Source organism: Arthrobacter sp. B10-11, from assembly GCF_033142195.1.
Taxonomy (GTDB): Bacteria; Actinomycetota; Actinomycetes; order Actinomycetales; family Micrococcaceae; genus Arthrobacter; species Arthrobacter oryzae_C.
The window spans coordinates 929078-940935 of the sequence record NZ_JAWMTH010000001.1; the positions used below are offsets into that span (position 1 = coordinate 929078).

At 67.9% G+C, this 11858-nt stretch carries 10 protein-coding genes; 5 read left to right on the forward strand and 5 right to left on the reverse strand.

Features of this window, described 5'->3' with window-relative positions; genetic code table 11:
* Window positions 1–8 precede the first annotated feature (8 nt).
* Window positions 9–782, reverse strand: coding sequence for a demethylmenaquinone methyltransferase (locus RW112_RS04395; protein ID WP_317780829.1), 774 nt, complete (start codon window positions 780–782; stop codon window positions 9–11).
* An 86-nt stretch (window positions 783–868) separates the two neighbouring features.
* Here RW112_RS04395 and RW112_RS04400 point away from each other — a divergent pair, with 86 nt between their 5' ends.
* The 4 genes from RW112_RS04400 (at window position 869) to RW112_RS04415 (ending at window position 4998) form a co-directional block, all read left to right on the forward strand.
* On the forward strand, window positions 869–2281 hold the full coding sequence (locus tag RW112_RS04400; protein WP_317780560.1) for an isochorismate synthase: 1413 nt from the start codon (window positions 869–871) through the stop codon (window positions 2279–2281).
* Between the two features lie 203 nt (window positions 2282–2484).
* Window positions 2485–3288: an ABC transporter substrate-binding protein gene (locus RW112_RS04405; RefSeq protein ID WP_317780561.1), complete on the forward strand. Its 804-nt coding sequence runs from the start codon at window positions 2485–2487 to the stop codon at window positions 3286–3288.
* 94 nt (window positions 3289–3382) lie between these two features.
* Window positions 3383–4174, forward strand: coding sequence for an amino acid ABC transporter permease (locus tag RW112_RS04410; protein WP_305941934.1), 792 nt, complete (start codon window positions 3383–3385; stop codon window positions 4172–4174).
* An 11-nt stretch (window positions 4175–4185) separates the two neighbouring features.
* Window positions 4186–4998, forward strand: coding sequence for an amino acid ABC transporter ATP-binding protein (locus RW112_RS04415; protein ID WP_317780562.1), 813 nt, complete (start codon window positions 4186–4188; stop codon window positions 4996–4998).
* A gap of 5 nt (window positions 4999–5003) precedes the next feature.
* Here the strand turns inward: RW112_RS04415 and RW112_RS04420 are convergent, their stop codons facing one another.
* Entirely contained in the window at window positions 5004–6023 is a 1020-nt protein-coding gene (locus RW112_RS04420; RefSeq protein ID WP_317780563.1) for a type IV toxin-antitoxin system AbiEi family antitoxin domain-containing protein, read from the reverse strand.
* Window positions 6024–6192: 169 nt separating this feature from the next.
* Window positions 6193–8010, reverse strand: coding sequence for a 2-succinyl-5-enolpyruvyl-6-hydroxy-3-cyclohexene-1-carboxylic-acid synthase (gene menD, locus RW112_RS04425; RefSeq protein ID WP_317780564.1), 1818 nt, complete (start codon window positions 8008–8010; stop codon window positions 6193–6195).
* Window positions 8011–8377: 367 nt separating this feature from the next.
* On the opposite strand from menD, the gene RW112_RS04430 reads away from it, so the two are divergent.
* Window positions 8378–9490 (forward strand): LacI family DNA-binding transcriptional regulator, encoded by a 1113-nt coding sequence (locus tag RW112_RS04430; protein WP_317780565.1) that lies wholly within the window; start codon window positions 8378–8380, stop codon window positions 9488–9490.
* A gap of 27 nt (window positions 9491–9517) precedes the next feature.
* On the opposite strand, the gene RW112_RS04435 is transcribed toward RW112_RS04430, so the two are convergent.
* Both RW112_RS04435 and RW112_RS04440 read right to left on the reverse strand, forming a co-directional pair.
* The gene (locus RW112_RS04435) at window positions 9518–10927 is read right to left on the reverse strand and encodes a glycoside hydrolase family 32 protein (protein WP_317780566.1); all 1410 of its coding nucleotides are present in this window, start codon (window positions 10925–10927) and stop codon (window positions 9518–9520) included.
* A 22-nt stretch (window positions 10928–10949) separates the two neighbouring features.
* Window positions 10950–11852 (reverse strand): carbohydrate ABC transporter permease, encoded by a 903-nt coding sequence (locus RW112_RS04440; protein WP_317780567.1) that lies wholly within the window; start codon window positions 11850–11852, stop codon window positions 10950–10952.
* Window positions 11853–11858 lie beyond the last annotated feature (6 nt).

The following is an 11858-nucleotide window of genomic DNA, read 5'->3' on the forward strand; positions in this document are numbered from 1 at the left end:
AGCTTCGGCTAGCCCGCGGGCCGGATGATGTTGCGGCGGAGCTTCGCTACGGGGCCGGTGTGGTTGGCGATGGCCGCGGCGCTGCCGGACACGGGCTTGTAGGCGCGGTGGACGGCCACAATGCCGCCGCTGAGGTTGCGGTAGGTGACCTTTTCCCAGCCGGATTCCTGCAGCCAGCCGGCCAGGTGGTCCTGGTCCGGCCAGGCGCGGATCGACTCGGCCAGGTAGACGTAGGCGTCCGGGTTGGACGAGACCTTCACGGCGATGGCCGGCAGCGCGCGCATGAGGTATTCGGTATACATGGTGCGCCAGAGCGGAACCACGGGCTGGGAGAACTCGGCGATCACCAGCTTTCCGCCGGGCTTGGTGACGCGCAGCATTTCGGCCAGGGCCTTTTTGGGCTCGTTGACGTTTCGCAGGCCGAAGGAGATGGTGGTGGCGTCGAAGCTGTTGTCCGCGAACGGAAGGCGGGTGGCGTCACCGGCAATGAAGTCGATGTCCGGGCGGCGGCGTTTGCCCACTTTGAGCATTCCCAGGGAGAAGTCGCAGGCGATGACGTCGATCCCCGCGTCGGCATACGGCTCGCTGGAGGTGCCGGTTCCGGCGGCGAGGTCCAGCACCCGCTGGCCGGCCTTCACATCCATCGCATCAACGACTACCCGGCGCCAGCGGCGCGTCTGTCCCATGGACAGGACATCGTTCACGACGTCGTATTTGGGGGCGACGTCGTCAAACATCGTGGCTACTTCGTCCGGACGCTTATCCAAGGATGCTCGGTTCACCATGACATTGTCTCAAATGTTGGGCGGACCCACGAACCACGGCGCGACACGGCGCCTGCCACCCTCGGGAGTACTGTTGTCTCATCATGACGAGTACGTTCCCCGCCGGCATTATCAAGACCCTCACAGTCCCCCTGGATGGAAGATCATTCCCCGGGGGGCTGCCGTCGTTTCTGGTCCGGGACGACGTCCTCTGCTGGACCCGCCGCGAAGCCGGCCTGGTGGGCTTCGGCGAGATCGCCCGCTTCACCGCCACCGGCCCCGACCGCTTCCTCGAGGCCGACATCTGGTGGCGGCACCTGGTCCTCGAGGCTGATGTCACCGACACCGTGGACTGCCCCGGCACCGGACCGGTGGCCTTCGGCTCCTTCGCCTTCTCCAAGGTTTCCACGCACCGTTCGCGGCTGATCGTGCCCGAGATCGTGGTGGGTGTCCGGGACGGCCGCGCCTGGCTCACCCAGTTAACGTTCGACGACGGCGAACTCACCGAAGCGGGCGCCCTCGCCGCCCTGGAGCGCTGGCTGGACGCAGACCCGCTGGAGGCGGACCCATTGGACACTGTGGGCGACGGCTCCGAAACCCCGGCTGCCGCCGTCGGGCTACCCCGGAGCAGCCGTGCCGGCGGCCATGCCGCAAACCCGGCTGCCGACGTCGTGCCCAAACTCGAGACCGGTTCCCTGAGCGAGCACGACTGGATGGCTGCCGTGGCGGCCGGCGTCGCGGAAATCCGTACCGGCAAGCTGGAGAAGCTGGTACTGGCGCGGGACATCGTGGCCACCATTCCGGAGGGCGTGAATGCAGCCGAAATCCTCCGCCAACTGGCCAGCCGATACCGCGAATGCTGGACCTACGGCGTGGACGGCTTGGTGGGCTCAACCCCCGAAATGCTGATCCAGGTGGAGGGGCGCACGGCCCAGGCGCGCGTGCTGGCCGGAACCCTGGACCGGCGCGATGCCGAAGGGATGGACGGCTCGCCGCTGGAATTCGCCGAGCGCGTGCTGGCCGGGTCCGAGAAGCAGCGGCACGAGCACGAGATCGCGATCCAGTCCCTGACCACGCAGCTGGCGCCGTTCTCCGAGGCCATGAACGCGCACAGCGAACCATTCATCCTGGAACTGCCGAATGTGTGGCACCTGGCGTCGGACGTAAAAGCGGAGCTGACCGAGGTGGAGGGCCACGTCCCCACGTGCCTCGCCCTGATCAACGCGCTGCACCCCACGGCGGCGGTCTGCGGAACCCCCACCACCGTGGCCGGCGCGCTGATCCGCAAGCTGGAGCACATGGACCGCGGGCCGTATGCGGGACCCGTGGGCTGGCTGGATGCTGCGGGGAACGGTGAGTGGGGAATCGCGCTGCGCGGCGCCGTCGTCGAGGCACCGGACACGGTGCGGCTTTACGCGGGCTGCGGCATCGTGGAGGGGTCCCATCCCGAGGCGGAGCTCGCGGAGACCTGGGCCAAGTTCCGGCCGATGCTCGAATCGCTGGGGCTTGGCACCTAGAGTCGCAGGTGTGCCACCGCGTCCGGTCGCGGTGCCACCGCGTCCGGGATCGCAGACAATGCTCCGGTGCGGGGGCTTGCGCTAGCCTCGATATTAGTTATCCAATAGTGAAACTAAGTTTTCTGTGATGCACATCTCTTATTCGGCGATACACTATAAGCCGTTTTAGTCACGCATACCCCTGCAACAAAAGGTAAGAAACTATGCAGCCCATGTCCTCCGCCACGGCAAAGCTGGCCGCCAAGGCAGCCGCAATCCTCGCCGTCGGCGCCCTTTCCCTCACGGCCTGCGGCGGCAGCTCCACCCCCGCTGCTACCACCGCAGGCGGCGTCCAGCTCATCAACGCCGGCAAGCTGACCGTTTGCTCCGACGTTCCCTACGAGCCGTTCGAATTCCAGAAGGACGGCAAGATCGTCGGCTTCGACATGGACATCGCCGCCGAGGTTGCCAAGGACCTGAAGGCCGAACTCAGCGTTGTGGACAGCTCCTTCGAAGCCATCGAGACCGGCACCGCGCTCACGGGCTGCGACGTCTCCATCTCCTCGGTCTCCATCACGGACACCCGCAAGGCCGTCATGGACTTCTCCGACCCGTACATGGACGACGACCTGACCCTGGTGGCCAGCGAAGCGTCCGGCATCAAGGACATCGACAGCGCCAAGGGCAAGAAGGTGGGCGTCCAGCAGGCCACCACCGGCGCCAAGTACGCGCAGGAAAAGGGCATCGACGCACAGCAGTTCGAGGACTCGGGCCTCCTGGTGCAGGCTCTCCAGGCCGGCACCATCGACGCCGCACTGGGCAACCAGTCCGTCCTGGCCTACGCCATCAAGGACGACCCCAAGTACAAGCGCGTGGAGAACTACGCCACGGGCGAGAAGCTGGGCATCTCCATCAAAAAGGGCAACACCGCCATGGCTGACCAGGTCAACGCCACGCTCAAGCGCCTGACCGATGACGGCTCCCTGAAGAAGTACGAGACCACTTGGTTCGGCGAAGCCGCCAAGTAGCACCCCGGCCTGAGACCGACATAGTTGAGGCCCCGTACCGCTGGACGAGAGTCCGTACGGGGCCTCAACTGCGCAAAACGAATGTGAGAACACCATGGCAATGACCGCACGTCAACGAGCCAAAGTCAGCCTCTACGTCCAGGCCGGAATCTTCGTTGTGGCTGTGGCCGCTCTGATTCTGGCCACGGACTGGAAAACCATCGGCACCAGCGTCTTCAACTTCGCCAAGATCGGCCCGATGTTCCCGGACATCTTCCTTGTGGGCCTGAAGAATACCCTGATCTACACGGCCCTGGGCTTCATCGTGGGCCTGTCCGGCGGCCTGCTCCTGGCCCTCATGAAGCTCTCCAGCTTCCCGCTCTACCGCTGGATCGCCACCGGCTACATCGAGTTCTTCCGCGGCATTCCCGCCCTTCTGGTGTTCATCGCCTTCGGCTACGGTGTTCCGCTGGCCTTCGGCGTGCAGTGGAACGTGACCGTCGTGGTGATGATTTCGCTGGGCATGGTGGCCGCGGCCTACATCGCAGAAACGCTCCGCGCCGGCCTGCAGGCGGTGCCCAAGGGGCAGCTCGAAGCCGCCCGGTCGCTTGGCATGCCGCAGTGGCGGGCCATGGTGTCCATCGTGATCCCGCAGGCCTTCCGGATTGTGCTGCCGCCGCTGACCAACGAGGTCATCCTCCTGACCAAGGACTCCTCGCTGATCTACGTGCTGGGCCTGACCGCCTCGCAGTACGAGCTCACCAAGTTCGGCCGCGACGGCATCTCCAGCCTGGGCGCAGGGCTCACCCCGCTCCTCGTGGCGGGTGCCTTCTACCTGGTGATCACCATCCCGCTGAGCCTTTTGGCCCGGAAGTTCGAAAGCCGCTCCGCGCGGACGAAGCGATAGGCAGGACAGTCATGAACGACGTCGTACACAACTCCCGCGGTGCCGCCGGCGCCAGCGGATCCGTGCAGGCCGCCGGAGTTTCCCTCAAGGACCTCCGCAAATCCTACGGCTCCAACGAAGTCCTCAAAGGCATCAGCCTGGAGGTTGCTCCCGGCGAGGTTGTCTGCCTGATCGGCCCGTCCGGCTCCGGCAAGTCCACCCTGCTGCGCTGCGTGAACCTCCTGGAGCAGCCCAACGAGGGCACCATCCACGTAGGCGGCTTCGAGGCCACCGACCCGGACGTGGACATCGACAGGATGCGCCGCAAGGTGGGCATGGTGTTCCAGCAGTTCAACCTGTTCCCGCACCTGAACGCCCTGCAGAACTGCACCATCGCGCAGACCAAGGTGCTCAAGCGCGGGCAGGCGGAGGCGGACAAGGTGGCGCACGCCAACCTGGAACGCGTGGGCCTGGGCCACCTCTCCGACCGCTTCCCGGACCAGCTCTCCGGCGGCCAGCAGCAGCGCGTGGCCATTGCCCGGGCGTTGAGCATGGACCCTGAGCTCATGCTGTTCGACGAGCCCACTTCGGCCCTGGACCCGGAAACCGTGGGCGATGTCCTGTCCGTCATGCGGAACCTGGCCAAGGAGGGCATGACCATGCTGGTGGTGACCCACGAGATGGGCTTCGCCCGCGAAGTGGCCGACCGCGTGGTGTTCATGGACGGCGGCGTGGTGGTGGAGGAGGGCGTTGCCGAGCAGGTCATCAGCGCCCCCACCCAGTCCCGCACCAAGGAATTCCTGAAGCGCGTGCTGGACCCGACGCACATCGACATCTCGGAGTAGGTTTCTCACTCACGACGCGCAGACGGTCCGGCGACGCTCACATCCGAGTGTCCCCGGACCGTTTCTGCGTCCCGCCTCGGATAGCGCGTCCGACGGCGGGGCACCCCGGCCGCCGCCAGCTTCCGTTCCAGCTCGCCTGCCTTCCACAGATCCGCCCACACCCACCGAACGACGTTGCGCCCGGTTGCCCGAATGCAGTCCTCGCGCATCTTCTCCTCCACAACCACTTGACCGGGCGTCCTGCCTCGGAGGAATTCATCCCGCTGGTACTTGGCGACGCCGTCGAACTCCCCCACGGCACGGATGTCATCCCAGTAGAAGTCGGAATACCCCACCAGGCGCGTTGAGTTTCGGATCTCATACTGCAGGGCGGGAGCGGCAAACCCGGCCACTTGAATCAGCCCCCTGCTGTAGGACTCGCCGGCCGAACCGGATTTCGGGTCGGCAAACTCAATGGCCGCCCTGACCCGCCTCTCCGCGGCCGCAGAGTAGCGCCCTGGCAAGGCATCCAGGAGCCCCGACTTGGTGAGCGCCGGGAGTCCCCGATGCATGTCGGCCTTCAGGACGTGGTCCAGCGGAACAATCGATTCGGCGAACGGCACAAAGGCGGCGAGGTCCAGCACCGTGGTCACGCGGGACGTGACGAGGAGGCCGTCGAGCTCCTGGGCATCTATTGTGGCGGGGTCTGCCACATGCCGGCGGATTCCGGCACGCGACCGGCCGCCGCCCCGGAAGGTGGTCAGCGCGTGCACCGGCTGGCCTCGCAAAATAGTGGGAATCCCCCATACGGAAGCCCCTGAATGATGCGAGAAGACCGTGGGAGCCTCGCAGGTTTCGGCGCCAGCCTCGATCCTGAGCATGTACTGCTGCCACGTTTCGAGGCTCTTCCATTGCTCGGCGTCAACGTACACTCCGTGGCGGATCCGTATAAGGCGGCCCGCTTTGGCAGCCGCCGAGAGCGGACGGGGGCTGCGGCCGAGGAGTGATAGGTCCTTGGCCAGTACCAATTTCGGAAGCGCGGTCATGTCCCGAAGTTCTCACGGCCTGGGCCGACGATGTAAGGCCGGGCTGGGGCTATGTGCACAACGCCTTAGGACACGGTGGCGGCGGGCGGACGCGCATACGGTCCGGGGACAAGGGTATCCGGGCGTCCCCGCACCGTTTGCGCGTCGCCAGGCAGGCAGCGTGTCGCAGCTACCCCAGCGCGCCCCGCGCTGCTTCCCCTACCGCTGCCTTGATGCGCGCGTGCAGCTCCCTGAGGCCCTGCCGGTCCGTGCGGACTTCAATGATGCTGCGTCCCTGCCGCGGTGCGTCGAGCGCATCGGCGAGTGCCGCCGTCGTACTTACCGGGCAATGTTCGACGCCGTACGCTGCGGCGAGTGCCGCGATGTCCACCGTGTGGGGGGTGCCGAAGAGCCGTTCGACGGCGTTCCCGTAGGTTCCGGACTCCTGCACGGCGCCGTGTTCCAGGAGGTTGAAGATGGCGCCGCCGGCGTCGTTGAGGACCACGATGCGCAGCAGCGGATCGTTCTCGGCGAAGCCCAGGAGGAGGCCGCCGGCGTCGTGCAGGAAGGTGACGTCGCCAACCAGCAGGGTGGTTTCCTGCCGGCCGCCCCACGCGATGCCCGTCGCGGTGGAGATGGTGCCGTCGATCCCGGCGAGGCCGCGGTTGGCGAAGACGGTGGCGTGCGGTTCGGGGGCGGGCTGGCCGGCGAGGTCCACGTCGCGGATGCCGTTGGAGGACCCCAGCATCAGCTGCCCGCGCGTGTGCTGCCATACCAGTGCGCCCACGGCCGGACCCGTCAGTGCCGGTTCGCCGGACAACACGCGGTCGAGCGCATGCTGGGCGGCGGCACCGGCCAGCAGCCAGGCGTCCAGCCACGCCGAGGAGCCGCGGCCGGAGAAGTCGGCGAGGTCGCTGAGGTTGTCCAGGGGGAGCTCGGTCCGGCGGCCCGGCTCGTACCAGGCCACGGGGACCGGCTGGTACAGGGCCGAGGGCACGTCGGCGCGGCCCAGCAGCTGCGCCACGGGACGGGACAGGGTTGGCCGGCCGAACAGGACGACTCGCTCGATCGGCTGGGCGGAATCCGGGCCGAAGTGCTCCAGCAGCAGCCGATACGGGCCTATGGCGTTGGGGCCGAAGCGCGAGTTCGACGACGGCTCGGCCAGCAGCGGCAGGCCGTGGGCGCGGGCGAACGCCTCGGCGACGGGCCCGGCGTCGTGCCCTGCCAGCACCACCGTGCGGCGCTCCTCCAGCGTGCCCGGCGCTGGCGGGAGGGTGAGCGGCTCCGGGCCGCGGCCGATCTGCCAGGTCCTCCGCCCTGCTGCCTCCGGGAGGTGGTCGCCGGACGCCGGGACCAGCGGATCACGGAAGGCCAGGTTCAGCTGCACGGGCCCGGGCGGGGTGTCCTCGAACACCCCCGTGGCGGCGCTCAGGGCGGTTTCCACTGCGCGTTGCGGGTCCGTTCCGGCGGGAACGTCGACGGCGAACCGGACGTGCTCGCCGAAGAGGTCCAGCTGGACGGTGGTCTGGTTGGCGCCGGTCCCCCGCAGCTCGTCGGGCCGGTCCGCGGAGAGCACCACCAGCGGAACAGCGGCATGGTTGGCCTCCATCACGGCCGGCATCAGGTTCCCGACGGCGGTGCCGGACGTGGTGAGCACGGCAACCGGCGCTCCCGTGGACAGGGCCAGGCCAAGGGCCGTGAACCCGGCCGAGCGCTCGTCGATCCGGACCAGGAGCTCCACCCGGCCGGCGGCGTCGGCCTCCGCGAGGGCATAGGCCATGGGGGCCGAACGGGAACCCGGCGAGACCACGACATACCGGACGCCGCCGTCGAGCAGGGTTTTGACGGCGACCCTGGCGGCCTCGATCGCGGTGGGGATGCCTGCTGCCGATTCGGTGGCGGTGCCTGCGGGCTCGCCCGGCGCGCCGGTGGGCTCGCCTTCGGAGAGGGGGGCATCCTCTGCGGCGGCGTAGGAGTTGAGCGGGTCCGGCGGGTTCTCAGAAGTCACCAATCCAGTCTCCCATCAACCCCCGACGCTCTCTCACCTCCTGCCGCCCCAACCCCCGACGCTCTCTCACCTCCTGCCGCCCCAACCCCCGACGCTCTCTCACCTCCTGCCGCCCCAACCCCCGACGCTCTCTCACCTCCTGCCGCCCCAACCCCCGACGCTCTCTCACTTCCTGCCGCCCCAACCCCCGACGCTCTCTCACTTTCTTCGACGAAGTGAGAGAGCGTGCGGCAAAACCCCGAAACAAGTGAGAGAGCGTCGCAGGAAAAGCGATGGGAAGTGAGAGAGGATCGCACGCCGCACACCAGCTCACACGAGTTAGGTAAACTGCAGCAAAGCAGTGATTTCACTTCCGGAGGATCAGCCCATGAACCGCAAGGCCACCGCACTCGACGTCGCCAAGCTGGCGGGGGTCTCGCGCAGCGCTGTGTCGCTCGTGCTCAACGGGCGCGGCGACGGCAACGTGGCCCTCGAAAGCCAGCAGCGCATCCGGGACGCCGCTGCCGCGCTCAACTACTCACCCAACAAGATCGCCCTGAGCCTGCGCAATCAGCAGTCGCGGGTCATCGGCATCGTGTCGGACCAGGTGGTCACCAGCCCGTTCGACGGCAACATCATCGCCGGGGCGGACGCCGTGGCACGGTCGCACGGCTTTGTGACCATCGTGATGGACACGGAGCTTGACGAGTCCCGGGACGAAAGCGCCGTGGAAACCCTGCTGGACCGCCAGGTGGACGGTCTGATGTACGTCACCGTGGGCCTGCGTCCCCTGCACGTGCCGCCGAATATGGCGCGAGTCCCGTCGATCCTGGCCAACTGCTTTGACGACCGGCCCGAAGCCGGCCTCCCGGCAGTCATCCCGGACGAGGTCCGCGGCGGGCGGGAAGCCGCCGCGCACGTCATGTCCCTGGGACACCGGGACATCGCGTTCCTCGCCGGCGATTCCCTCACCCCCGCGGCGCCCCGCCGGATCGACGGCTACCGCGAGGCCTTCGGCAGCGCCGGCATCCCCGTGAACGAGGACCGGGTCATCCAGGTGGGCTGGGACACCGACGCCGGATTCCACGGCGCCATGAAACTCCTCGATGGCGTGGACCCTTCCAGCCGCCCCACCGCGATCCTGTGTGCCAACGACCGTCTGGCCATCGGCGTCGTTCTCGCCTGCTACCGGCTGGGCCTCAGCATCCCGCAGGATGTGTCGGTCATGGGTTACGACGACGAGTTCCGCATCGCCAAAACCATGGTGCCCGCACTCAGCACCATGGCCCTGCCGCTCCGGGAGATGGGCGCGGAGGCCATGACGGCGCTGCTCGCCGAGGTGGGGTCCGCCCCGAACGGAAAGAACGACGACGGCGGCACAGCTCCCGGCGCCGCCGCCGGTGCCGCCACCGATACTGGCCCTGGTACCGGCGGCGTGACGATGGTGCCCTGCCGCCTGGTGGTCCGGGATTCCACTGGACCTGTCCCGGCCGGGCGCTAAGCCCCGGCCGGGCGCTAAGTCCCGGCCCTAAGAGGGCTGGCTCAGCTCCCAGGCCTCCGCCGTCGCACCGGCCGGAAGGTGCAGCTGCCATTCTTCCCCGGCCGACGGGTAGGCGCGCAGGGTCGTAGCCACGGAACCGGCCCGGTACACCTCCACCAGCGAGGCATCGACGAAGACCCGCAGCTCCTCCCCCGGATCGACGGTTCCGCTGAACACTGTCTGCCGCGTGCCGCCGCCCACCAGCAGGAGTTCGACGGCGGTGTCCCCGCCGCCCGCAGCTGCGGCACCGGTCACCACGGCTTCGGCAAAGGGCGGCAGCACAACGGTCCCTTCGGCAGCGCTGGCCAGCATCGCTCCGCGGTAGGCCTCGATTTCAGGGGCGGGGCTGACGGCAAGGGCGCCGTCCACCACGGAGAGCTCGCGCGGGAAGGTCAGGACGCCTGCCCAGCCGGCTGCGTCGATGTCGTCCTGGCTGCGGCCGCGGCGTCCGTCGCGGCCCGGGCCTTCATTGGCCCAGCCCCACAGCAGGGCACGGTCCTCCAGCGCTACCACCTGCGGAGCGTAGAAGTCGCGGCCCAGGTCCGACTTTCCGCCGCCGCGGGGCGTGAACACGGGCAGCCCGGTCTCCGGGTCCTCGGTCAGGGAACCGACCAGGTGGCCCACGCCGTTGGCGTGTTCGTGCGCATCGCCGGAGAGCCAGAGCGAGAACATCATGAGCCAGGTTCCGGAGTCGCCGGCAGGCCCGGCACTACCGGCATTGTCCGGCACCCGGACCAGCTGCGGGCATTCCCAGATCTCGGCCGGCGTGGATCCGGCAGCCACGGGGTTCTCCGAGGTCAGCCAGATGCCCTGGTACTTCCAGTCGGACATGTCCTCCACCGTGTACAGCAGCAACGCGGCGTGCCCGCTGGCCAGGCCGGCACCCTGCATGGCGTACCGCTTGCCGTTGAACCGGAAGATGAACGGATCGCGCACCGCGGTGACCTGCCCGTCGGCGGGCATGGTGGCCGCCACGTGGCCGGTCTGCTCCCAGTGGACCAGGTCCGAAGAGCCGCGGGCGATGACCACCTGTGAGTGGCCCCCGTCGCCGCGGACGCCCGAGTACGCAGCGGTGGGAACACCGCCGTCGTCCGTCACCACACCGGTCCAGCACCCGTACTCATCCGGACCGCCGGGCTGGGGGCGCAGCGCCACCGGGTGCTCCTCCCAGCGCACCAGGTCGGCGGAGCTCACGTGGCCCCAGGCGATCCGGTGGTGCCGGGCGGAGTCCGGGTTGTACTGGAAGAACACGTGGTAGCGGCCGTTGATGTAGCTGATGCCGTTGGGGTCGTTGATCCAGCCCTGCGCGGGTCGTGGGTGGAACCGCGGGAAGGCGGGGTCGGGGTGGGAGGCGGCGACGTCGTCGAAGTGGACGGCGGCGAGGTCCGGGGAGGGCATGGCGGGCCTTTCGGTGAGTGGATTATTTGCCGGTGCCGGCAGTGAGGCCGTCCTGCAGTGCGCGCTGGCCGAACATAAAGACCACCAGCGCGGGGATCATGGACAGGACCACGCCCGCGAGCACCACGGAGATGCTGCCGGTTCCCAGGTTGCCCTGGAGCGAGACGAGGCCCAGCGGGAGCGTGAAGTTCTGCTCGGAGATGGTCAGGATGAGCGGGCGGAAGAATTCGTTCCAGTGGAAGTTGAACGCGAGGATCCCCACGATCGCCAAGCCGGGCATCGCCAGCGGTGCATACACGGAACGGAATGTACGCCACGGGCTGGCGCCGTCGATCGCGGCGGCCTCGGCCAGCTCGGCCGGAAGCCCCATGAAGTACTGGCGCATCAGGAAGGTGCCGAACGCCGTCGGGATGGCCGGAAGAATCAGCGCCAGCAGAGTGTCCGAAAGTCCCATGCCGCGGATCAGCATAAAGACAGGCACGATGGTGACCTGCACCGGCACCATCATCGTGGCCAGCACAATCGAGAAGAGTGCGCCGCGGCCGCGGAACTTCAGGTGTGCGAACGCGTATCCGGCCAGCGCCGCCGAGACCATCTGGCCCACCGCGATCAGGCCGGTCACCAGGGCGCTGTTCAGGACCAGCAGGAAGATATTCAGTTGCTGGAATACTTCGCCGTAGGAGGTGAAGTCGGGATTCCAGGGGATGAACGACGGCGGCAGCTTGAAGGATTCCGACGGTGACCGCAGCGACGTGGAAAGGGTCCAGAGCACCGGGCCCAGCGTCAGGGCGGCCGCGATCAGCAGGAGGAGGACCCGGACGGCGAAGGTCCAGTTGAACCGGCGCCGGTTGGGTGACGTTTCCGGGAGGCCTTCGGACAGCCGGGGTGAATGTCCGGCCAGGCCGTGGTCTGTTGTGGTTGTCATGGCTGG

Bases quoted from the DNA above. Each gene is read 5' to 3' on its own strand.
- RW112_RS04400 (WP_317780560.1), top strand. From the start codon at position 869: ATGACGAGTACGTTCCCCGCCGGCATTATCAAGACCCTCACAGTCCCC.
- RW112_RS04405 (WP_317780561.1), top strand. From the start codon at position 2,485: ATGCAGCCCATGTCCTCCGCCACGGCAAAGCTGGCCGCCAAGGCAGCC.
- RW112_RS04410 (WP_305941934.1), top strand. From the start codon at position 3,383: ATGGCAATGACCGCACGTCAACGAGCCAAAGTCAGCCTCTACGTCCAG.
- RW112_RS04415 (WP_317780562.1), top strand. From the start codon at position 4,186: ATGAACGACGTCGTACACAACTCCCGCGGTGCCGCCGGCGCCAGCGGA.
- RW112_RS04420 (WP_317780563.1), bottom strand. From the start codon at position 6,023: ATGACCGCGCTTCCGAAATTGGTACTGGCCAAGGACCTATCACTCCTC.
- RW112_RS04430 (WP_317780565.1), top strand. From the start codon at position 8,378: ATGAACCGCAAGGCCACCGCACTCGACGTCGCCAAGCTGGCGGGGGTC.
- RW112_RS04435 (WP_317780566.1), bottom strand. From the start codon at position 10,927: ATGCCCTCCCCGGACCTCGCCGCCGTCCACTTCGACGACGTCGCCGCC.
- RW112_RS04440 (WP_317780567.1), bottom strand. From the start codon at position 11,852: ATGACAACCACAACAGACCACGGCCTGGCCGGACATTCACCCCGGCTG.